General features: G+C 64.3%; 15 protein-coding genes. 5 read left to right on the top strand and 10 right to left on the bottom strand.

Going from position 1 to position 23731, the window contains the following annotated elements:
- Window positions 1-11: 11 nt before the first annotated feature.
- Window positions 12-1400, bottom strand: coding sequence for an MFS transporter (locus tag BQ7471_RS09705; protein ID WP_076465859.1), 1389 nt, complete (start codon window positions 1398-1400; stop codon window positions 12-14).
- Window positions 1401-1673: 273 nt separating this feature from the next.
- A complete protein-coding gene (locus tag BQ7471_RS09700) occupies window positions 1674-2690 on the bottom strand; it encodes a LacI family DNA-binding transcriptional regulator (RefSeq protein ID WP_076466363.1) in 1017 nt (338 codons plus the stop codon).
- A gap of 162 nt (window positions 2691-2852) precedes the next feature.
- On the opposite strand from BQ7471_RS09700, the gene BQ7471_RS11540 reads away from it, so the two are divergent.
- Entirely contained in the window at window positions 2853-8060 is a 5208-nt protein-coding gene (locus BQ7471_RS11540; protein WP_205408289.1) for a family 78 glycoside hydrolase catalytic domain, read from the top strand.
- Window positions 8061-8216: 156 nt separating this feature from the next.
- The gene (locus BQ7471_RS09680) at window positions 8217-8840 is read left to right on the top strand and encodes a superoxide dismutase (RefSeq protein ID WP_076465858.1); all 624 of its coding nucleotides are present in this window, start codon (window positions 8217-8219) and stop codon (window positions 8838-8840) included.
- 49 nt (window positions 8841-8889) lie between these two features.
- Here the strand turns inward: BQ7471_RS09680 and BQ7471_RS09675 are convergent, their stop codons facing one another.
- The 5 genes from BQ7471_RS09675 to BQ7471_RS09655 form a co-directional block, all read right to left on the bottom strand.
- Window positions 8890-10110, bottom strand: coding sequence for an alpha-amylase family protein (locus BQ7471_RS09675; protein ID WP_076465856.1), 1221 nt, complete (start codon window positions 10108-10110; stop codon window positions 8890-8892).
- A gap of 215 nt (window positions 10111-10325) precedes the next feature.
- Window positions 10326-12011 (bottom strand): phosphoenolpyruvate--protein phosphotransferase, encoded by a 1686-nt coding sequence (ptsP, locus tag BQ7471_RS09670; protein ID WP_076465854.1) that lies wholly within the window; start codon window positions 12009-12011, stop codon window positions 10326-10328.
- A gap of 4 nt (window positions 12012-12015) precedes the next feature.
- On the bottom strand, window positions 12016-12282 hold the full coding sequence (locus BQ7471_RS09665; protein ID WP_076465853.1) for an HPr family phosphocarrier protein: 267 nt from the start codon (window positions 12280-12282) through the stop codon (window positions 12016-12018).
- 74 nt (window positions 12283-12356) lie between these two features.
- Window positions 12357-13196: a PRD domain-containing protein gene (locus BQ7471_RS09660; protein ID WP_076465851.1), complete on the bottom strand. Its 840-nt coding sequence runs from the start codon at window positions 13194-13196 to the stop codon at window positions 12357-12359.
- 33 nt (window positions 13197-13229) lie between these two features.
- Entirely contained in the window at window positions 13230-15230 is a 2001-nt protein-coding gene (locus tag BQ7471_RS09655; protein ID WP_076465850.1) for a glucose PTS transporter subunit IIA, read from the bottom strand.
- Between the two features lie 399 nt (window positions 15231-15629).
- Between BQ7471_RS09655 and BQ7471_RS09650 the strand changes: the two genes are divergently transcribed.
- Window positions 15630-16685: a LacI family DNA-binding transcriptional regulator gene (locus tag BQ7471_RS09650; protein WP_076465848.1), complete on the top strand. Its 1056-nt coding sequence runs from the start codon at window positions 15630-15632 to the stop codon at window positions 16683-16685.
- Between the two features lie 88 nt (window positions 16686-16773).
- Here BQ7471_RS09650 and BQ7471_RS09645 read toward each other — a convergent pair whose 3' ends face one another.
- Both BQ7471_RS09645 and BQ7471_RS09640 read right to left on the bottom strand, forming a co-directional pair.
- Complete coding sequence (locus BQ7471_RS09645) at window positions 16774-18774, bottom strand: PTS sucrose transporter subunit IIABC (RefSeq protein WP_076465847.1); 2001 nt, start codon at window positions 18772-18774, stop codon at window positions 16774-16776.
- A 365-nt stretch (window positions 18775-19139) separates the two neighbouring features.
- The gene (locus BQ7471_RS09640; RefSeq protein WP_076465845.1) at window positions 19140-20642 is read right to left on the bottom strand and encodes a glycoside hydrolase family 32 protein; all 1503 of its coding nucleotides are present in this window, start codon (window positions 20640-20642) and stop codon (window positions 19140-19142) included.
- Window positions 20643-20958: 316 nt separating this feature from the next.
- Here BQ7471_RS09640 and BQ7471_RS09635 point away from each other — a divergent pair, with 316 nt between their 5' ends.
- Both BQ7471_RS09635 and BQ7471_RS09630 read left to right on the top strand, forming a co-directional pair.
- The gene (locus BQ7471_RS09635) at window positions 20959-21453 is read left to right on the top strand and encodes a hypothetical protein (protein ID WP_129583420.1); all 495 of its coding nucleotides are present in this window, start codon (window positions 20959-20961) and stop codon (window positions 21451-21453) included.
- Between the two features lie 5 nt (window positions 21454-21458).
- On the top strand, window positions 21459-22346 hold the full coding sequence (locus tag BQ7471_RS09630; RefSeq protein ID WP_076465842.1) for a hypothetical protein: 888 nt from the start codon (window positions 21459-21461) through the stop codon (window positions 22344-22346).
- On the opposite strand, the gene BQ7471_RS09625 is transcribed toward BQ7471_RS09630, so the two are convergent.
- Window positions 22318-23712, bottom strand: coding sequence for a GntP family permease (locus BQ7471_RS09625; RefSeq protein WP_076465840.1), 1395 nt, complete (start codon window positions 23710-23712; stop codon window positions 22318-22320). The two genes, BQ7471_RS09630 and BQ7471_RS09625, sit on opposite strands and share 29 nt — an antisense overlap.
- Window positions 23713-23731 lie beyond the last annotated feature (19 nt).

Genomic DNA, 23731 nt, shown 5'->3' with positions numbered 1-23731 from the left:
CGCCCCGGAAGTCAGCCGACTTGCGCAGCCTTGCGCTCCTTGAGCTCCTTGACGATGTCGGCGTACTTTGCCTCCAGGTCATAGGCCTTGAGGAACAGCCAGCAGATCACCAGCAGGATTCCGGGCAGCCAGATGGACACTCCGATGATGGCGTTGATCGCGGAGTCGGCCTGCTCGACGGCCTCGCCGTCGTAGCCGCCCAGTGCGAGGATCCAGCCGATCATTGCGGCACCCAGACCGGATCCAATCTTGGAACCGAAGGAGGTTGCAGCGTTGGCCATGCCGACTTGCTGGTAGCAGTGTTGCCACTCGCCGTAGGTGATGGTGTTCTGGACGAGGGGACCGGACAGCGCCATGAGGGGGATGGTTGCGAGGGTCACGAAGGGGCCGACGAACATGAGCGCCCAGAAGTCGAAGGGGAAGACGCAGCGGATCGCGGTGGCGATGATGCCGACCATGATCACCATGCGCGCGGCACCGGCCATGCCGAAGAAGCGGGTGAGCGGTTTGACCAAGAGGAATCCGATGACGACGGGAATGAGGCCGATGGCGCCGAGGAGTGATACGAGTTCCTCGTTGTGGAGAATCCACTTGACGTAGTAGATGCCCGTGGCAGAGGTGATGGAGAAGATCATGTTGGACACCACTTGGACGCCCAGCATGATGACCCAATACTTGTTCTGGAAGAGAAGCGCGATTGCCTGCCCGATCGGCAGCTTCTCATCGGCGCTCTCTTCACTGTCGGCGGTCTTCTCTTTATCGGTGACGAAAGCGATGAGGAAGCACACGGTGATGGCAACGGCGGCTCCGAAGCCGAATTTGATCCACGCCGATTGGTCTCCGCCCAGGGCATTGGTGATCGGGATGTAGCCGATGGCGATGATCATGCCGCTGATGTACCCGAAGACCGCGCGAGTCAGTCCCATGCTCCCACGCTGTTCGATGGAAGGGGTCAAGTAGAACATGAGCGAGCCGTAGGGGATGACGAGCATCGTGTACGCACCCGCCGACAGCAGGATGTTCGTAGCGATGGCGTAGGTTACTTTGACTCCGTCAGCGGCACCGACAGGGACCGTGAAGAGGACGGTAACGGCGATGCCTGCGGGGACGGCGCCCCACAGCAGCCAGTGGCGGGCCTTGCCCCACCGCGTACGGACTCGATCGAGAAGCCATCCCATGGTGAAGTCGGAGAAGGCATCGACGATTTTGGCGACGAGCAGGGCGGTGCCGGCCGCTCCGGCTGCAATGCCGACCTTGTCGGTGTAGAAGTAGACGAGGATGCCGATCAAGCCAGACATGATGTTGAGACCCAACTGCCCTAGGCCGTCGCCGAAGTAGTTGGACATGCGCATCGTTTTCTGGATGCCTTGTCGGTCGAGTCCGAGGGGCTTTCTGGCCATCAGAGTGCCTTTCGCTGTGCGTCATTGCGTGCTGGGGGATGTCGGGGCAGTGCGTTGGTACTGCCGTGTAGGGGGCGGTGGACCATTCATCATCGAGGTCTGTGCACCCGTCGTCGCGCGCCGCGCAAATAGCTCAGATACAACTAGAACTTTTACAACTAGAACTTTCGCGCGCTAGTTCAGCGTAGACACAAAAGCTAGCGCGCGCAAGCATTTATAATGAATTGATTCATTTAAGCGATTGAAGGCGCCCGCGACAATCAAAACGGACGATCAGCTGGAGGCCCGGGAGATTAGGTAGATGACCGCCTCCGGCTCCCTCACCGGTCCACTTCCCTCGCCGGCTTCTCTCAGTGCCAGTTCGGCGAGGAAGCGGCCGAGGCCGGAATAGTCGACATGGACCGACGACAATGAGGGGACGAAGAGGGACGCGAGAGGCGTATCGTCATGGCCGACCACCGCCAGATCGTCGGGCACCGCCAAACCGATGCGATGCGCTGCACCCACGACAGCTGCGGCGACAGTGTCGTTATAGGCGACGACCCCATCAACACCGGAGGCGATCCAGCGACTCAGCAGATACTCAATACGCCCAGGGGAGGCAAGGTCAATACTTGCACTGTCAATCAGTTCCACTCCCCCAATCTCCTCCGCCGTCTGGCGCGCTCGCTCCTCACGAGCCGACGTCAGGTCGACCAAGCGAGGATCATCCAATGAGACATAGGCCAGCCGAATGCGGCCACGATCGCGTAAGTGCTCGACCTGGAGGCGGGGCCCATCATCGAATCGCAGACGACGACAGGTTTCATCATCATGCTGTAGCGATTCATTCTGCGTCGATCCCGGATCATGGATGACAGTGCGCACGCCGACACGAGCGAGTGACGCAAGATCCTTCTTACTCCACGGGACGAGCGAAACGGCGACATCCGGGTCGAGCACCTCCCATAGCGGCTTCGTCTTGCGATCAGACCGCGACGTGGTGGTAACCAGCGAGTATCCTGCCTCGTCGAGGACACGAGAGGCTTGGTCGAGGTGGGATTGCATGGAATGCTCCATCGGCCAATCCGGAAGCACCAGCAGTACGATATGCGAGCGCCCGCTGGCGAGCGCCTTGGCCGCACGATGCGGGCGATACCCCAGGCGCTCGGCTTCGGCGAGGACTCTGGCGCGCGTGGGCTCGGAGATAGTCTGCCCCGGGGTGTCATTAAGGACGAAACCTACGGTGGCGCGGGAGATTCCTAAGGATCGGGCAACATCTGCCGCAGTAACCCTCCTGCGGGCTTTCATCTGCACCTCCTCCAGCGTCGTCATATGAAGGCAGAACCGCAAGAATCACTATTTCCACAGAAGTACTTGCGCGCGTGAGCCCCACCAGATAGCCTAGCAAAACTAGCGCGTGCTAGCGGCGGGCAGAGGAGCCCCCGTCCCACGAGCAGAACACCTGGAGTAATGATGGTCATCACCCCCACCCCTCCCGTCTTCGAACACCACCGCAGTGCCATCGGCATCGCAGAGACCGCGCCGCGCATGTCATGGATCCTCCCAGAGGCACCCACGGGCTGGACGCAGCGCACCTATGAAGTCGCAGAGCGCCCCCTGAGCGACGACTCCGATGGACGCTCCCTCATTGTCGAATCGAATGACTCGGTGCTGGTCCCCTGGCCGTTCACCCCTCTCGCCGCCCGCGAGGGGCGCGAAGTCCGCGTGAGGGTCCACGGCATAGACGGCTCCGTTTCCGACTGGTCCGAATGGTCCATCGTCGAGGCCGGGATCCTCGACGCCAACCAGTGGCGAGCGACAATGGTCGGCCCCACCGACCCCGACTGCCACGGCCCGCAACTGCGGACAACTTTCACCCTCCCCGACGATGCAAGCATCATACGAGCACGCCTGCGCACCACCGCCCACGGCCTCGATCGAGTGGAGATTAACGGTCGACGCGCCACCGACGTCGAATTCGACCCGGGGTGGAGCGCCTACGAATCGCGCCTGCGAGTGCGCACCCACGACGTCACGGACCTGGTGAGGGGCGGAGCGAACGCCATCGGCGTGCGCCTAGGCGACGGCTGGTGGCGCGGACATCTCGGCTGGGGCGGAAAGAATGCTTTCTACGGCAATGATCTCGGGGCGTTCATCCAGCTTGAGACGACACTCAGCGACGGCTCAACCACAACCGTCACCACCGGCAAGGACTGGCGATGGGCGCCGGGCCCGATCCTCGAATCCGATATTTACAACGGGGAAACCTATGATGCCCGCCTGCACGACCCCGCCTGGTCGACCGCCGACTTCGACGACTCGGAGTGGGCTCCCGTCGCGGTGCGCGATCTCGACACCTCCGTCCTCGTCGCCCCGGACGGTCCTCCCGTAAGGGTCACCGGCGAGATAGTCCCGGTTGAGCGGCTCACCTCACCCAGCGGGAAAACGATCCTCGACTTCGGGCAGAACCTCGTGGGCCGCCTGCGCATCCGCGTGCGAGCAACGCAGGGCACGACGCTGACCCTGCGCCACGCCGAGGTGCTGGACGCAGGCGAGTTGGCCACCGAGCCGCTTCGCGGAGCCAGGGCCACCGACACGTATATCTGTGCTGGAACCGATGAAGGGCACGTCCCCGAGGAGTGGTCCCCCTCCTTCACCTTCCACGGCTTCCGCTACGCCGAAGTCAGCGGATGGCCGGAGGATCGACTCGATGAACTCACCGGCGACGACCCGGCCATCATCGCCCAGGTCATTCACTCCGATATGGAGCGCACCGGCACCTTCACCTGCTCAGATGCGACCCTACAGCGCTTCCACGAGAACGTCGTATGGGGGATGAAGGGCAACTTCCTCGATATCCCCACCGACTGTCCCCAGCGGGATGAGCGCCTGGGGTGGACCGGCGACCTGCAGGTTTTCGCCCCCACTGCGGCCTTCCTCTTCGACACCGCCGGAATGCTCGGCTCCTGGCTCAAGGACTTGGCCGCTGAACAGGCCCGATACGGTGGCACACCCTCTGTGGTCCCTTCCATTGTCACCGGCTACCAGGGCCCCATGGCGGGATGGGCGGATGCGGCAACCGTGGTCCCGTGGGCCCTGTACCGGGCCAGCGGTGATACTGAGATCCTGCGCCGTCAGCTTCCCTCGATGCGCGCCTGGGTGGACGAGGTCGCCGCCGCCGCAAGCAATGATCTGCTGTGGGACAAGGGCTACCAATTCGGCGATTGGCTGGATCCGACCGCCCCACCCGAACGCCCTGAGAAAGCCGCTGCCGCCGCCGAGCTCGTGGCCACCGCCTACTTCGCGCATTCGACGAAGATCCTGGCCGCCTCTGCTGCTCTCGTCGGCGAGGGCGAGATCGCCGATACCTACACCGACCTTGCCCGCCGCGTGCGCAACGCCTTCATCAGCGAGTACGTGACCGGCTCCGGTCGCCTCATGTCGGATGCGCAGACCGCCTACGCCCTCGCCCTGTGCTTCGATCTCCTGCCTGAAGAGTCCCGCCCCAAAGCGGCCGCCCGCTTGGCCGAGCTCGTGCGCGCCAGCGGCTACAAGATCTCCACCGGATTCCTCGGCACCCCCGTCATCTGCGATGCCCTGTCGAATGAGGGCTACCAGGACGTCGCCTACCGCCTGCTGCTCCAAACGGAATCGCCCTCGTGGCTCAACACCGTCCTCATGGGGGCGACGACCATCTGGGAGCGGTGGGACTCACTGCTACCCGACGGCTCGGTCAACCCCTCGGGAATGACCTCCTTCAACCACTATGCGCTGGGCGCTGTGGCCGACTGGATGCACCGCGTCGTCGCGGGCCTCGACACGGCCGAGCCGGGCTGGCGGCATCTGTCGATTGCCCCGCGCCCGCCGCGCAAGGGACTCACCTCGGCGGGCGCAACCCTGCGCACCCCCTACGGGCTCGCCTCGTCCTCGTGGACCATCGGCGAGGGCGAACTCAGGCTCGACGTGCGCGTGCCCGTGGGGGCCCGGGCCACCATCATTCTGCCCTCTGGTGAGTCCCACGAGGTCGAGCACGGCGACTACTCTTTCACCGAGCCCTTCGAAACGGATACGGAAGAACAGCCCCACCTGGATATCGATACTCCGATGGGAGTGTTGGCGGACGTACCCGCGGCGATGACCCTGCTGACAGCGGTGATCGAGAAGTTCATTCCGGGCGCCGCCGAGCATATGGGTTCGGGCACGGCCGGACAGGAGTCGGTGACCGTGCGCCAGGTCGCCGGGATGATCCCCCACTCCGCAGAGTTCCTGGCCGATATCGAGCGCGGTTTCGCCGCCCTCAATGCGGCAGAGTCCGTGCCCGAGGACCTCACGATCGAGGGCGTGCGCGCAGCCCGCGAGGCGTCACCCGACAAGGAGGACGCACCCGCGCACGCCGACGTCTCCGACCCAATCCGCTCCCTGACTCTCGAACAGAAGGCCTCCCTCTTGTCGGGCCGCGATTTCTGGACTACCACACCCATTGAGGAGGCCGGGATCCCCTCGCTCGTCCTCACCGACGGACCCCACGGCGTGCGCCTGCAAAAGGGAGCGAGTGACCACCTCGGACTCAACGAGGCCGAACCCGCGACCTGCTTCCCACCGGCGGTGGCGGTCGGCTCCTCGTGGAACACCGACGTGGCGGCGAAGGTCGGCGCGGGGGTGGGCCGTGAGGGCAGGGCGTTGGGTGCTGCAGTGGTGCTCGGCCCCGGCGTGAATATCAAGCGTTCGCCTCTGGGCGGACGCAACTTCGAGTACTACTCCGAAGACCCCTTGCTCTCGGGCGCCCTGGGGGCGGCCCACGTGCGGGGCTTGCAGGCTGAGGGCCCCGGCGCCTCCGTCAAGCATTTCGCGGCCAATAACCAGGAGACCGAGCGCATGCGCATTGACGCGCGCATCGACGCGCGCACCCTTCGCGAGATCTATCTCACCCCCTTCGAGAAGGTCGTCACCGAGGCCGAACCCGCCACCGTCATGTGCGCATACAACCAGGTCAACGGTGTTCCGGCCTCCCACAACCACTGGCTGCTGACCGAGGTTCTGCGCGAGCAGTGGGGTTATGAGGGCCTCGTCGTGTCCGACTGGGGCGCCGTATCCAACCGGGTTGCCGGGGTAGCAGCGGGAATGGATCTTGAGATGCCCGGCAGCGGCGGGGCGACCGATGCCGAGGTCGTCGCCGCAGTGCGCTCGGGCGAGCTGTCCGACGAGGCGGTGGATGCGTCCGTGGCACGATTCCTCGCATTGGTCGAGCGCATACCCGAGGCGGGCACTTCCTTCGACGCCGAGGCGCACCACGCATTGGCCCGTGAACTGGCGTCCGAGTGCATCGTCCTTCTCAAGAACGAGGGCCATACTCTCCCGCTGGAGGCCGCTCCCACTAGAAGCAGTGTCGCTGTGATCGGCGCGATGGCCACGGAGCCGCGCTACCAGGGCGGAGGCTCCTCGCACATCAACCCGACCCGCACGGATATCGCCCTCGACGAGATCCGCTCACGGGCAGCCGATGCGGGAGTGACGGTGACCCATGCGCTCGGATACGCCTCCTCCGATGAGGGCGCAGCCTCTCCTGACGGCAGTGCACCAGACGCAGAGGCGCTGCTCGCCGAGGCGGTCGGCGTCGCAGGCGCGGCGGATGTCGCAGTCGTCTTCGCCGGGCTGACCCAGAAGGAGGAATCCGAGGGCTTCGACCGCACCCACATCGACCTGCCCGCCGATCAGGTGGCGCTGATCCGGGCAGTCGCTCAGGCGGCGCCTCGCACCGTGGTCGTCCTGTCCAATGGCGGCATCGTCTCCCTGGAAGAATGGCACGACGAAGTCGACGCCATCGTCGAGGGCTTCCTGCTGGGCCAGGGCGGCGGAGCCGCGATCGCGGACGTGCTCTTCGGCCTCGTCAATCCCTCGGGGCACCTGGCAGAGTCCATTCCCCTTCGATTGGAAGACAACCCGAGCTGGATCAACTTCCCCGGAGATCAGGGAAGCGTCCTGTACGGCGAGGGCCTGATGGTGGGCTACCGCTACTACGCGAGCGCCGGGATTCCGGTGCGCTACCCGTTCGGGCACGGCCTGTCGTACACGACCTTCGAAACATCCGACCTACAGGTCGATGCGACCGGGCCGGATAGTGCGCTCGCCCGCGTGACGGTGGCGAACACGGGGAGCCGCATCGGCAAGCACGTTGTACAGGTGTATGTGGCGGCAGGCGAAGCGGGCCCGGTTCGCCGTCCGGTGCGCGAGTTGCGCGCCTTCACCAAGGTGGAGCTTCAGCCCGGCGAGTCCCGCACTATTGAACTCCCCCTGGATCGGCGCGCCTTCGCATTCTGGGACACGACCCGCGATCAGTGGGTCGTCGCCGAGGGCACCTACTCGGTCGAAGTCGGAGCCAATGCCCACGAAGTCGAGGTCTCCGCGGCGGTGACTTTGTCCGGCGACGTCCTGGTCCGGCCTTTGACGATGGATTCCACCGTCGGCGACTGGTTCGCCCACCCGGTGGTGGGGCCTGTCCTCCAGGAGTCCATGGCCTCGTCAATGAGTGAGGAGCAGGCGGCTCAAGCCGCCCAAAGCGCCGATATGCTCACGATGATCGAGTCCATGCCGATGAAACAATTCGTCGGATTCCTTCCGATCACCGCCGATCAGCTCAAGCCTCTCATCGAACTCAGCCTCCAACCGGTCGAGGGGTGAATATGGGGGCTCGGCTGCTCAGCCGAGCCCCCCATGAGCATTCACATAAGTGTGCTGCATTACCACCTGTTTCCCTAGGCGCATAGGACTAAAGGGCGATACGCTGAATGCACGCGAGGCCCGACGGGCCACTGATCTGAGTATTTTGAGGATGACATGACCGTGTACACGCTTCCCGATCTGCCCTACGACTACGCCGCCCTCGAGCCCCACATCTCCGCGAAGATCATGGAGCTCCATCACGACAAGCACCACGCCGCCTACGTGGCGGGTGCCAATGGTGCTCTGGCCGCTCTGGAGGCCGCGCGCGAGGCGGGCGACCACGGCGCGATCAACCTGCATGAGAAGAACCTGGCGTTCCACCTCGGAGGGCACACCAACCACACCATCTTCTGGCAGAACATGACGCCTGACGGTCAGGGTCGTCCCGAGGGCGAACTCGCCGCCGCGATCGACGAGTTCTTCGGCTCCTTTGAGAAGTTCCAGGCGCAGTTCGCCGCCGCTTCCCTCGGCCTCCAGGGCTCGGGATGGGGCGTCCTCGCCTGGGACGCCCTCGGGCAGCGACTCGTGATCTTCCAGCTCACCGACCAGCAGGGCAATATCCCGGTCGCCACCGTCCCGCTGCTCATGCTCGACATGTGGGAGCACGCCTTCTACCTCGACTACCTCAACGTCAAGGCCGACTACGTCACGGCGTGGTGGAACATCGTCAACTGGGCGGATGTGACGGCGCGCTTCGAGCGTGCACGCGCCCACTACTCGGGCCTCGTCCTCGTCTGAGCCTCACTGCTGCGCCCCTCGCCTGCGATTGCCGAGCAGGGCCGCAGTCTTATGCCTCCCACTCGAGGATCCGCTCCCCGTCGATGGTGATCGTCGCCGTATAGCGGTCGGTGATGTCGAGGCGCGCAATGAGTTCATGACTCCCCGCCTCTTCGCGGGCAGCATAGGAGAGGGTCGTATTCGTCTTGTCTAGGACGTCGAGCCGGGCTGAGGCGAGCCAGGGGTTGGCGCGTCGCATGGCGATGGCTTCCCGGTAGAGGCTGTGAAGCCACTCGCCCTCTGGCTGCAGGTGCTCGGGCGAAGCGGGAAGGGCGGGGCGGATCTCATCGTCTCCGCCCCATGTCTCGGTCTTGATGCCCCGGAAGGCCTGCTCGTCTCCGTAGTAGACGCTGGGGATTCCGGGCAGGGTGAACAGGATGATGGCCGCGAGGCCCGCGCCGTCGTCTCCGATGCGGCTGGCGATCCGAGTGACATCGTGGTTGCCGACGAAGGTCTGCATCCATGTGCCGGAGGAGAATACGCCGTGGCGCTCGAGTGCCCAGGCGAGCTCCCACGCATTGCGGTCGTTGATGCTGCTCCATATCGCCTTCCACACTTCGTAGGCGGTCACCATGTCGAGTGCGGAGTCCTTGGCGATCTGCGCGAAGTCCCCGTGGATCACTTCGCCGAGGAAGATCGCGCCGGGATGGGTGCGCCGGACTCGCGCGAGGGCTTGGGCCCAGAACCAGGTCGGCACCTTGTAGGCGACATCGAGCCGCCAACCGTCGGCCCCCAGGTCAAGCCAGTGGGTCATGACGTCGACGACGAGGTCGAGAACGCGGGGGTCTGCGTGGTCGAGTTCGGCGAGTTCGCCGTGCCCCTCCCAACTCGCGTGCGCGCCGTCGACCATGCGGATCATGCCGGTGGAGCCTGCGAGGGCGTCGGCGACGAGTGCATGGTCGGCGCTGACGTGGTTGAAGACGCCATCAAGCATGATGGACAGGCCCCTGGATCGGGCCTGGTGAACGAAACTGTCCCAATCGTCCCGGTCTCCGAGGCGGGGGTCGATCCGATAGTAGTCGAGGGTGTCATAGCCGTGGCTGGTCGAGGCGAAGACGGGGCCGAGCAGCAGTCCATTGCAGCCGAGGTCGACGACGTAGTCGAGCCAGTTTTCGAGGAGGCCGAGCCGATGCCCCTCCCAGTCCCCCGCTCTGTCGGTGGGCCTGATCGGCGCCCCACACGCGCCGAGCGGATAGACGTGCCACAAGATCGTATGGGCGAGGTTCATCATGACAACTCCTCGTTGAACAGGACTCCTCACCATTATGCGATCCGGCGTCTCGCGGCGCGCCGCTGACGCGCACAATCATCGCCGCATACAAAGACGGGTGGCGGTGCGAGTTGCTGGAAGACTCGCACCGCCACCCGAGATCATGGCGGGTCGTACTCGGCGGACGACGCCCGAGTCGGTCGACCGCGCTGACACACGCAGTCGACTTCTCCGCGTTACAACAATGCCAGCATTGTGGGCATGACGAGTTTGAGCACGTTATCACGCCCCTCTTCGGCCGTAGGGGCGTCGACCGCGAAGGCCGCCATCTGCTGACACGTCGCCAAGTCGTGCAGGCGCAGCGCCGCGCGAACGGCGTTCACCTTCGTCGGGGCCATGGACAGGGACGCCACTCCCAGACCTGCGAGGACGAGGGCGAGTAGCGGGTCGCCGCCGGCCTCGCCGCACACGCCGATCGGTTTGCCGGTCGCCCGTCCGCCCGCACAGGCGAGCTTGATCATCTGGAGGACCGCGGGCTGCCAGGCGTTGAGCAGATCGGCGAGTTCGCCGTCCATGCGATCCGCCGCCATCGTGTACTGCGTAAGATCGTTCGTGCCGATCGATGCGAAGTCCACAACGGAGAGGATCTGATCCGCGCGGATCGCGGCCGCCGGGACCTCGATCATGACGCCGACTTTCGGCAGCCCGACGCCGCGCGCCTTGTCCGCGAACCACTGGGCCTCTTCAAGGGTCGACACCATCGGCGCCATGACCCACAGGTCCGCGTTCGTGCGCTCATGAGCGGCGGCCAGAGCCGCGAGCTGCGTATCGAGGAGGTCTTCGCGCACCTTGCACAGGCGCAGGCCCCTGCGACCGAGGGCGGGGTTCTCCTCCTCACCGAGGTTGGCGAAGCTCAGCGGCTTGTCCGCTCCCGCGTCGAGAGTCCTCACGACGACGCGGCGCTTGCCGAAAGCGTCGAGTACCTTCGTGTACGTGTCGATCTGCTCGTCAAGCGACGGCGCGTCCGGGCGCTCGAGGAAGAGGAACTCAGTACGGAACAGGCCCGATCCCTCGAGGTCGAACGTCGCCGCCTTCGCAGCGTCATCGACCGTGCCGATATTCGCGAGGAGCTTGATCTTGTAACCGTCGTAGGTGGCGCCCTCACCGGAAGAACCCGCGAGCGCCATGGCGCGACGACGCGATCGCTCTTCGAGGAGTTCGACCTCTTCCGCGGTCGGCGCGATGATGACCTCGCCGACACCGCCGTCGAGGGCGAGTTGCTGGCCGGGCTCGATGTCGAGGATTCCCGTGACCTTGACGATCGCGGGGATGCCGAGCTGAGCGGCGAGAATCGCCGTGTGCGAGGTCGGTCCGCCCACTTCGGTGACGATGCCCTTGACCGTGTCCGGGTTGAGTGTCGCGGTCTCGGCGGGCGCGAGGTCGCGGGCGACAATGATGACCGGCGAGTCGAGGGCCGGGACGCCGGGAGCGGGCAGGCCGCGCAGTTCGCAGATCGCGCGGTCGCGCACGTCGTAAAGGTCCGTCACCCGTTCTGCCATGTATCCGCCCAAGCCCTTGAGCATCTCGGCGTATTCCTCGACGGCGTCGCTCACGGCTCGGGTGAGGCCCAGGCCCTTCTTCAGCTTCTTGTCGATGGCCTTGGCGAGCCCTCGATCCGAGGCGAGTCTCGCCGTCGCCTTGAGGATCGGCTTGGACTCGTCAGGAGCAGACTCCATGCGCTTCTCAAGGCCGACGGAGACGACTGCGAGCGCTTCGCGGACGCGGATGCCATCGGCCTGCGGATCGGTGCACGGCGGTTCCGCTGTGTCGATACCGGGTGCCGGCTGAACGATGACTGCGGGGCCCGATGCGGTGCCCGCAGAGACGCCGATCCCGTGAAGAACTTCGTGCGTGCAAGTCACGGTGTCATTCCTTATCCAGGTCGCGCGAGAGCAACTCGACGAGGGAGTCGAGGACTGCTCCGGCATTGTCGTCATCGGTGGAGAGAGTGACCTCGTCGCCGTGCTTGACGCCGAGGGTCATGATCTCAAGGAGCGACGCGGCATCCACCTCTTCACCGTCGAAGTTCAAGGTGATGTCGACGCCGGAATCATCGACGGCCTCGGCGAGAATCGCAGCCGGACGCGCGTGGAGCCCGACGGAGGATGCGATGGTGACGGTACGTGAAATCATTGGGTTTTCCTTCCGGTAGAGGTCTGTCCATCGTTGGACAGAAATACTCTTGTGCCCCATCGTATGGGTTCGATTCACTTTTGGGGAGGGGGTGATGAAAGTCGGGCACAATGCAGCGTCAGATAGGCGATTTCGTTCGCGGACAGTGCATTTCCCAGGCGCAATTCGATGAGTCCTGCTAAAGTTTGCGCGCACGTGCTCGCCTGCGGATACGCCTCGTTGATCGTGCGGACGACGGTGAGCATCTCATCATGGAGCTGCTCCCCCGTACGGATCCGCACGAACAGGTAGCGCAGGTGCGTAATGAAACGCGCAACGTTCACGGATGTCGGATTGAGGTCGACTCCCATGCTCGATGCTGCGACATCGAGGATCTGTTGGATGACACCGGTCATCGTGTAGGTCCACGACAAGTCCCCCGTCGCGAATCCCGCATTGACGAGGTGGAGTGTGAAGGCGGTTGCCTCCGACTCGGGCAATTCGACGTCGACGGCGGTGTTGAGGAAGCGGACGAGACTGCGCGCCCTCGCGTACTCGTCGGGATAGAGGTGGACGACTTCCCCCGTCAGGGGGTATTCGACGGTCTGTCCCACTCTCGCGCGCGCCAGGGCGAATCCGAGGTGGTCGGCGAGAGCGACGACAAGGGTCGGCGAGGACGCGTCCGGGATGCCGATCTCGCGCAGCGCGCGAACGACGAGTTGGATGTGCTCGGGCGGGATCTCGGCAAGGAGTTCGCCCATATGGTCAGGGTCCCTCCCATCGGAGGGGACGAAGACCTTGACGATTTTCTCCTCGTCAACGCTCTGGCCGGGCTGGGCCTTGAAACCGAGGCCGCGTCCGGTGAGGATCACATCAACGCCGTCCGAGCGCCTGGCAAGGACAACATTGTTGTTGAAAACGCGGAGCAGCTCCACGGCATCCTCCTTCCCGGACGCGGCCCCAGTCGATCAGTTCTCCACGTCGATGACGGGGGCGCCGGCCTCGACGCTGGCACCCGTCAAGGGGGTGACGGAGGTGAGGGCCTTCGTATTCGTCACCGTCATGAGCGTGTTCGTAGAGTATCCCGCCGCCTCCACCTTGGCGAGGTCCACGGTGGCGAGCAGGTCCCCGACCTCGACGCGCTGTCCCTTGGCGACCGCGATGTCGAAGCCGTCGCCGTCCATCTGAACGGTGTCAATGCCGACGTGGACGAGGATCTCCACACCGTCATCTGTCTTGATGCCAAAGGCGTGGCCGGTCTTCGCGACAGTCGCGAGGGTTCCGGCGACGGGTGCGACGATCTTCGAGGAGGAGGGGATGATGGCGACGCCTGCGCCGAGGGCTCCGGAGGCGAAAACCTTGTCTCCGCTGTCGGCCAGGGCAATGACCTTACCGGCGACGGGTGCCATGACCGCCGTCGTTGCCGGCGCCATGACCGCTGTCGCGGTGCGCGCGGCCGAGGCTGCGGGAGCAGCCTCCTCGACTGCCCCGGCTGCGAGGCGGGCCTCGGCCTTCTGCTCCGCAGTGCGGTAGTCGAAGGTGATGACGAGGGCGAAGGCCACGAAGAAGGCAACGGCGATCGCGATGCCGTAAATCCACATCGGGTTGAATACGGGGATCGTGAGCAGCGACGTGAAGGCGAAGGCGGAGGTGGTGACGCCGCCCGAGGCGAGGCCGAGGATCGCGATGGTGAGGCCGCCGGAGAAGCAGCCGATGAGCATAAGAGGGTAGATCCGCTTGAAACGCAGGTGGATGCCGTAAAGGGAGGGCTCGGAGATGCCGCCGAGGAGTCCCGCCGCGAGCGCGCCCGTCGCGGTCTGGCGCATCTGGACGTCCTTATCGCGCATCGACAGGAAGAGGACGCCGGCGGTGGCGCCGAAGCAGGCGAAGTTCCATGCGCCCATGGGGCCCTGGATGAAGTCGTATCCGAGGGTCTGGATATTGACGAGCATGAGGGCGTTGAGCGGCCAGTGGAGGCCAAGGGGCACGAGGAAGGGGTAGATCATCGGGATGATGAGTGCGAAGACGAAGGGCGCGTGCGTGTTCATCCACGCCAGTCCGACGCCGAGGCCGTTGCCGAGCCACACCCCTATGGGGCCGATGAGGAAAGCGGTCGCCGGGATCATGATGATCATCGAGATGAAGGGGACGAAGACCATCTGGACATTGGAGGGGATGATCTTCTTGAGTCCGTGGTAGACGAGGGCGAGGATCGCGACCATGATGAGCGGGACGAAGACATTGCCGCCGTACCCGTTGAGCTGCATCGGCAGTCCGAAGATATTCGCAGTGCAGTTCTGAGTCCCGAGGAGTTCATTCGTCACGCAGACCGTGTCGGGGAAGCGGGAGACGTTGCCGAGACTGGTGAATTCTGCCGTCATGAGCGCCGCCATGACGGTCGCTCCGAGCCACGGATCCACGTCGAGCTTCTTCGCGGCGTTGTAAGCGACCATGATCGGCAGGAAGGTGAAGACTGCGTTCCACATAGCGTCGACGAAGACCCAGGAGGCGGCCTTGTCGGTCGCTCGGAAATCGACGATGCCGAGGGCGTCGAGGACCGCGGCGAAAGCGATGATGAGAGAGGCCCCCAGCAGGACGCCCAACAGGGGCCTGAAGGAGTCGGAGAGGTATTCGAAGAAGGCGTCGACGTAGGCGTTCTTGCCGCGGGCCTTAGCACGCGCCTGGGCCTTCACGTCGGCGTCGGACATGCCTCCGCCCATACCGGGCAGGGCCTGCATAGCGGCGAAGACGCCCTGGACGGCGCCGCCGATGACGACCTGGTAGCGGTCTCCGCCCTGGGGGACAACTCCGAGGACGCCGTCGATCTTGTCGAGGGCGTCGGCGTTGACCTTGCCCGCATCAACGAGTTCGAATCGCAGGCGGGTGGCGCAGTGGGTGAGGCTGGTGACATTGCCCGCGCCGCCGATCTCTTTAAGGATCGCCTCGGCGATCTGCTGGTTGGTGGACATCTGTGTCCTTCCTGTGTGTGCAACCCGTGAGAGTCGCGTATTGATGGGGCGGGTTGCAGGTGGTTTCAGGCAACAAAAAGACCTGGGCGCGCATGATACGTTCCCAGGTCTTGCCTCAGCCGAGTAACAACCCTGTCAACCGATCCGAAGATCAGCAGTTACCCTTAACCTACAGCCTCCACATCGTTAACATCAAGACTCTTGGAAACGTGACATGCATCTCTTCACGGTCCCAATACTCCGCTGCACATCGTCGAAGTGGGCCGCGACGGAGCTCTTCGGCGGCTTCGGCTCGCGCCGTTGCGCCTAGACTGTGAGGGAATACCCATGTCGTGATTCACGCGGACGATGATGTATTGAGTGCGCTGTTTGTGGAGGTTGCTGCCAGTGAGTCCTCGGATGGAACCCACGTTGGCCGATGTCGCCGAGCGGGCCGGCGTGTCCTTGACGACGGTCTCGCGCGTTCTCAATAATCGCGGCTATCTCTCACAGGCGACGAAGGACAAAGTCCAAGCCGCCATTGACGAACTCGGATACCGCCCGAATCAGATGGCCCGCGCACTTCACTCGATGAGGACGTACACGATCGGCCTCGTCGTCCCCACGGTTGCCCTCCCTTTCTTCGGGGAACTCGCCGTCGAAGTAGAGAATGCCCTGGCTGAACACGGATATCGAATCCTCATCTGCAATTCGATGGGACGCTCCGACAGAGAGCGCGAATATCTCAATCTGCTCGTCGGGAACCGGGTCGATGGCATTATTTCGGGCGCACACAATGAGGACCTTGAGGAATACCATTCCATCCGCATGCCCCTCGTCACGATCGACAGGACCCTTGCTCCGGGAATCCCCAACGTCCGCTGCGATAACCGCGCTGCCGGAATCATGGCGACCGAGCACCTCTTCGAGGCAGGAGCGACTAGGCCCGCGCTCCTCACATCGCGCACAGGTCCACGCAACCTGCGCGAACAGGGGTATCGGCACGTCATGGAGCGCCACGGCGCTGAACCCCTGTTCCTCGAAGTCCCCTTCCACACCCCGGCAGAGGAACGCCAAGGGCTCGTTAATGAACGACTCGACTCGGTCGCCGGATCTTTCGACGCAGTGTTCGCAACCGATGACCTCGCCGCCGCCGAGGCCATCGAGTGGGCGCGGTCGCGGGGAATCGATGTCCCCACTGAACTCAAAGTCATCGGCTTCGATGGGACGACGGCCGTCAGACGCGCCCTGCCCGGTTTGACGACAATCCGCCAGCCCCTCGACCTCATCGCCCGTAAGGCGGTGGAGATCCTGCTCGAACAGATCGACGAGAAGGACAGCGCCAGCGGCAAGCCCAAACGCGGTAGGATCCGTCTGCGCGGCGATTCTCAGGCGTCCTCATCGGCAGTATCGGATGACACGACGACGATGACCGTGGAGTTCCCCGCAACCCTCGTCAAGGGATGGACGGCCTAGTCGACGCCTTGCGGGCGGGCGCTCCACAGACGGCATGAAGGGGGCGGGCGCCAGCGGCGCCCGCCCCCTCAGTCCAGAATCAAGTCGATCAGGCGTTGACTTCCTTGGGAGTCAGAGCCACGAGGGCATCGCCGATGGCGACGGTCCCCTCGGCCACGGGGGCAATGTCGGAGAACTTCTTCTTGTTGGTGACCACGATCGGCGTGATGGTGTCATAGCCTGCGGCAGCGATTCCCGCCCAGTCGACCTCGGCGAGGATGTCACCGCGACGGACAACGTCACCCTTGGACACGCGGGGCGTGAAGCACTTGCCGTCAAGCTTGACGGTGTCCATGCCGATGTGGATGAGGACCTGAACGCCGGATGCCGACTTGATGCCGTAGGCGTGACCCGTCGGGAAGGCGACGGTCACCTCGCCGTCGAAGGGAGCGACGACGTGTCCACCGGCGGGCGCAATCGCAATGCCGGGGCCGAGCATTCCGCGTGCGAAGGATTCGTCCTTGACCTCAGCGAGGGGGACGACGGTCCCCGCCATGGGGGCAGTCACCATGTAGTCGGCTGCCGCTTCGGCGGAGAAGACTGGAGCAGCGGCCTCATCAACGGGGGCAGCAGGCGAAGCCGGTGCGTCCTCGTCGGCGGTGGCCTTGCGATCGTCCATATCGGCTTTGCCACGGGTCGAGGCGTAGACGAAAACGCCTGCGAAGGAGAGCGCAAAGACGATGACCTCGAGGAGCAGGTACATCGGGATGTCAGCAGTACGGATCGACACGAAGCCGACGAAGCCGGCGGCGCCGAGGGCAGCGCCTCGAACATCGAAAAGCGCGACTCCCGCTGCGCCGATCGCCGCGGCGCCCATGGCGACGAAGAAGGGCCAGCGCAGGCGGAGGTTGACGCCGAAGATCGCGGGCTCGGTGATGCCGAAGACTGCGGAGGCGCCACCGGCACCGGCCAGGCCCTTGAGCTTCTTGTCGCGGGTCTTCGCAAAGACCGCGAGGGCCGCGGCGCCCTGGGCGACGTTCGCCATGGAGGCGATCGGGAAGATGAAGTCGCCGGGGCCGCCGTTCTGCGGAAGAAGGGGGATCTCGACTGCGGGGAAGGACTGGTGCAGACCGGTGACGACGATCGGGCTGTAGAAGAAGCCGAAGATCAACCCGCCGACGACGCCGAGCGTGTTGTAGGTCCAGTCGAGTCCGTTGGTGAGCAGCACCGAGAGCTGGCGAGTGACCGGGCCGACGAGGACGAAGGTCAAGAAGCCGGTGACCAGCATGGTGATGAGCGGCGTCAGCAGGAAGTCGGCGGTACCGGAGAGGCGCTTGTGCAGCCACTTCTCAATGGTGGACAGGATCCACGCGACGCACAGCACCGGGATGACCATCGCCTGGTAGCCGATCTTGTCGACCTCGAGGCCGAAGAGGTGCCACGTGGGGTTGGCGCCGGTGTACGCCCAGAAGGCGTCAGCGGCGTCCTGATCGGTCATCGAGTAGGCGGACAGCAAAGAACCGGAGACCATGGCTGCGCCCATCGCAGCACCCAGGTAAACATTGCCCCCGAATCTCTTGGTCGCAGAGAAGCCGACGAGGATGGGGAGGAAGGCGAATGCCGCTGCCGATACCAGGTTGATGAGGCTCGCGTAGTCGGCCACAGCCGGGTACATGTCGATGATCGACTTGCCGTTGAAGAATCCGGCCTGGAGGACGTTATTCAGAGCCATCATGAGACCGCCGGCGATGAGGGCCGGCAGAACCGGGACGAAGATGTCGGCGATCATCTTGATGAAGCGGGAGAAGATGTTGCCGCCCTGCTCGGCCTCTTCCTTCGCCTCGTCCTTGGAGACCTCGCGCACGCCGTGGTCGGCGACCATGTGCTGGTAGACGATGTCGACATCACCGGGACCGACGATGATCTGGAACATGCCGCCTGCGGCGAATGTTCCTTTGAGATCATCGTTGTCGTCTAGGGCGGCCTGGTCGATCTTGCCGGGATCAGTGATGACGAGTCGCAAACGAGTGGCGCAGTGTGCGGCTGCGCTGATATTGGATGCACCTCCGACGGCCTTGACGACCTCGGACGCCACCTTGGCGTGATCCATTGCTCTCCACGTTCCTTTCTTGGTGGTCCCGGCTGCCAGACGACATCGTCATACGTCAACCGGGAGATATAGCAATCGTTTGACATATTAGAGAGCCCAAGGAGTCCTTATCAAGGGTTTGAGCGATCAATTTGCATGAAAGTCGGGAACGACACAGCGAATCGCTCCGACTCGCACCCACCCCAGCTTATTCAATACGCTGAAATATTCTCTGACCTGCTCAATTGCGATCTGTTGTGATATGGGATCTGTTCATCGCGTATCAGCACCTATGTGCCGAGGGCGTGAACAGTCTCCCCCGCATGTCCGCACAGTGAACGCGAAGGGCGCTCCTCGTGGCGCGATGCGCCGAGCGGCACGACGCATCAGTCCGCGCGGGTCGCCTCGCACGAGTCGAGCCGGACGCTTCCCCTCGCCTCCAGGCGAAGACCTGCGCCCTCGCCCTGCAGGAAGGAGCGGAGGGTGAAAACCCGGCTCCCCCCTCCGAGGAAGACCTCGGTGATGGAGCGGTCGTGAACGATGGTGATCGCCTCTGCCTGTGTCGGCTCCAGGCTCACCATGCGGCGGTCACCGTGGGGGTAGCGGGTGCCCGACCTGTCGACGACGAGCCTCGAAGGGCTGATCGAGATCACAAGGCCGCAATCCTCACCCATATCGATGTCCAGGGCGGAATCGCCCTCGTAGGAGGCGCGCGCGGAGAAGATCCAAGACCGCGAGCCCTTCAGCGTCTCAATATCGACGGCGCCGCTCTCCTCGGTGAGTGCGGGGGCGTCGATGCGATCGTCGGCGGACGGGGACAGGCTCGGCAGGTAGAAGCGCTGATGGAGCCGCCCATTGACGAGGGCGAGGGCGCGCGGACTGGTGAGGCAGTGCACCCATCCGCCGGTCTGCATGGAGGGCTGGTCGTCCTCGCCCGCATTGCCCGCCCATCCGATGAGAAGCGCCGGGTCGGCGTCGACTACTCCCCACGACTGGTCGCGGCGCGCGAACACCTGGGGGGCGTAGAACTCGAAGCCGCGGTCGAGTTCGGAGAATGTGCCGTCGCAACCGCGCATCTCGGTGCCGACGAGGTGTCCGACGATGTAGACGCAGGGGAAGACGTTCTCGAAACCCTCTGCCTCAGGCTCGATGCCCTGCGGACAGAAGATGAGGACGTCGTTGACCTCTCCCGTCGCCTCATCGCGCAGGCGCACCAGGTTCGGGCACTCCCACATGTAGCCGAAGGAGTCGAAGGCGCCCGCCGCGTCGGGGAAGGTGATCTCTCCTTCGCACTGCCACTCGCGCAGGTCGGTGGAGCGATAGAGCAGGGCCGCGCCCGTTGAATCGGAACGCTGGACCCCCAGGAGCATCCGATAGGTGCCCGGCTGGTCGGGGTCCGCCCAGACCTGCGGGTCGCGGAAGTGCGCGGTGTACCCCTCGGGCTGGGCGGTGATGATCGGCGGGACGACCTTCGTGAACACTTCGAGGTCGGGGGTCGTCACAACGCATTGCGTCGCTTCGCGCTCACCGGTGTCGGGATCCTTATAGTTGCCGGTGTACCACAGTTCGACTCCCCCGTCGACGCCGATCGCTGTTCCCGAATACGCACCATTGGCATCTTGGTGACAGTCGGGCAGGATCGCGGGGTCCATGTACGTCCAGTGGGCGAGGTCCGTGGATGTCGCGTGGCCCCAGTAGACGAGTTTGCGGGGGTGCTCCGGCGTGTACTGGAAGAACGCGTGATAGGTGTCGCCGTCGACGATGAGTCCGTTGGGGTCGTTGAGCCGTCCGACGGGAGGGGCGATGTGGAACTGGGGGTAGTCGGCGTCTTCACGGGCATGAGAGTTGCGCTCGGCGTCGCGGGCGAGCGTCAGATAATCCTCGGTCATGCGGCGAGAGTATCAGCTATGCCACACGTTTGACAGAGCGATGGAGAAGACTTCAGAGGGAAGAAGGCGACCTGCCCTTCCTCCCATCGCGTCGCTTGTGACCGCATTCGCAGGTGGCTGGGGTATTGTTCTATTGTCTCCCTCACGCTAAGCCAGGAATCTTCTCATAATCTCATCCCCCCCCCGCGCGGATTTTAGACTCTTGTCGCCCGACGATGACCCGAGCGGATTCGCGCGCTCGTCACGCCAACCCGATGGGGCCATCGTCCGGAGACGGAATCCACTGAGTTTCAAAACGAAGCTCATCGCCGGAGGAGTGGCGGCGCTGCTACTCATCGCTGGAGGCGCATTCTCATCCCTCTGCATCACGGGCTTCTTCACTGCAGGGATCTCGACGGACACCCGCGACACGAAAACCGTCGAATCCTTCGAGTTCAAACAGGACATCACGCTTGTCAGCCTCGGCATCAACGGAACGCAAGTCAACATTATGAAGACCGGCGAACACTCGTACAGCGTCAGCATTCCCGCGTTCGAGTTCATGGGCATGAAGTTCAGCAATCAGGACGGCGAAGGCCCCTTCAAGAAGATCGACACCGCGAACGGCATCCTCAGCTTCGTCACCGCCGACATTGACGAGAGCGTCCTGTACTCAAGGATCGTCACAGACCAGAGCGCACAGCTCATTGCAGATAACGAGCAGCACCTGCGCTCCCAGGCCGAAGTCTTCTTCACCGGAATCATCACCGCAGTCGACCCCGAAGCCTCCATCGACTTCGAGTTCGCCGAGCAACCCACCGCGAAGGAATGACATGAATGACCACGCCGACCTCGTTCCGGGGGGATGAAGGCGCGACCGCTGACGAGCTTGCGGCGGCCTCACCCCTTGCTGAGATGACCGCCGAGCAGGATGCACACGCACAGCAATACGCGATCGAGTTCCTCTCCAAAGTCATCCGCATCCGAGGAGTGGCAGTGTCCCGCCAGGACTACCTGCGCCAAGAGCTGCGCAAGCTCGGAACCTCGGACGCCCAGATCGGCATCGCCCTGGAGTCGACGCCACTCAACGCTGGAATCGCTCTTGACCGCCTCGACGAGTTGGCAGCCTCGACAATCGACTTCGAGACCCGAAAATCCGCAGCGATGTCCTTCACAGCGGGACTGACGGGAGGATTTGCGATGCTCGCCACCGTGCCGGCGGATATCACGCAGTACCACGTCCACGCTCTGAGGATCATTCAGAAACTCGTCTACCTTTACGGGTGGCAGGATTTGCTCTCCGACCTCGACGAGGCAGACGACGAGACCGTTGGGCGCCTCGCCCTGTTCTTCGGGGTCATGATGGGCGTCGGCGGGGTCATTTCCGGATCCATGACCCTGGTAGCCCTCAAGAGCCAGTCGGTGCGCCTGCTCGTCCACCTGCGCGAGATGCCCCCGCCCGGGGCCGATGCAGCCGAGTACGCCTCGATCCTCGCTCGGGCCGACTCCATTGAACAGACCCCCACCATTGCAGAACTCACCCGGTCGGCGGATTCTGGACTGAAGAGCGCCGCAGCCGAGGCATCCGATGTCGCAGCGGGCGCCGCCGAATCCGCGTCGGGCCCGTGGGGCGCATCGCTCGCACCCCACGAACCAACGCGGCCGGGACGAAGCCCCGACGCGCTCCAGAGGCGGATCAGAGGACTCCGAGGACCGCTCCGATGAGGACGATGGCCGTACCGGCGACGACGGAGAGGAGGGTCTCCATGAGCGACCAGGTCTTGAATGTTTCGCCGACGGTCATGCCGAAATACTCCTTGACGAGCCAGAAGCCCGCGTCGTTGACATGCGAGAGGAAGACCGACCCCGCACCGATCGCGAGGACCAGGAGACTGGCCTCGACAGGGGGCATCTGCCCCGCGAGAGGGGCCATGATGCCCGCGGCAGTGATGGTCGCGACCGTCGCGGAACCGGTTGCGAGGCGGACTGCGACGGCGACGAGCCATCCGGCGACGAGCGCCGGAACGGCGGCCTGCTCGATCCATGCGGCGATGATGTCGGCGATGCCCGAATCGACGAGGGTCTGTTTGAATCCGCCGCCGGCGCCGACGATGAGGAGGATGCCTGCGATGGGCCCGAGGGAGGCTCCGACCATCGAAGAGATGTCCTCGGCGCTGCGACCGGGGATCACTCCGAAGACGAGGATCGCCACGAGGACGGTGAGGAGCAGGGCGACGATCGGCTGACCAAGGAAGATGGCTCCCCGGTAGATCCACGCCCCCGTGGAGTCGCCCGCGAGGGTCTCGACGATGGTGCGGCCGAGCATGAGGATCACGGGAAGGAGGACGACGGCGATCGAGGTGAAGAAGGAGGGGCGCTTCTCGACCTCAACGTGAGACTCCGCTCCGAGAGGAGCGCCCGCCTCGATGGGGACCCAACGCGCCATGAAGCGCGCGGCGACCGGACCGGAGACGATGATCGTCGGAACGGCGACGAGAAGACCGAGGCCCAGGGTGATGCCCAAGTCCGCGCCGAGGGCGTCGATCGCAATGAGCGGCCCGGGGTGGGGCGGCACGAGGCCGTGAAGCGCGGACAGGCCGGCGAGCGCGGGGATTCCCACGAGGACGAGGGGCTGGTGTGCGCGGCGGGCGACGAGCATGACGACGGGGATCAACAGGACAATGCCGACCTCGAAGAACAGCGGGATGCCAACGACGAAGGCGACGAGGGCCATTGCCCAGGGGAGCCTGGACATGGGCGTCTTGTCGAGGATGGTGTCGACGATCTGGTCGGCGCCGCCCGAGTCGATGAGGAGTTTGCCGATGATGGCGCCGAAGGCAATGAGTGTCCCGACGCCGCCGACGGTGGAGCCGAGGCCGCTCGAGAAGGCGGTGAAGGTGTCGCCCAGGGGGATTCCCGCGGCAAGGGCGAGGACCGCCGAGCCGAGGGTGAGGGCGAGGAAGGGGTGGACCTTCTTCCAGACGATCAAGACGATGATCGTCGCGATGCCCGCGAGCGCGGCGCCGACGAGTCGGATATCACTATCGGAGTGAGTGATGGTGTCTGCGGCGCTGAGGAGTGCAGGTGTCATGGTTTCCTCCATATGGAAG

Origin of the sequence: Actinomyces mediterranea (genome assembly GCF_900155595.1) — a bacterium.
Lineage (GTDB): Bacteria > Actinomycetota > Actinomycetes > Actinomycetales > Actinomycetaceae > Pauljensenia > Pauljensenia mediterranea.
Note: the sequence above shows the minus strand (reverse complement) of the source record. Positions and strands in the feature narration are given on the sequence as shown.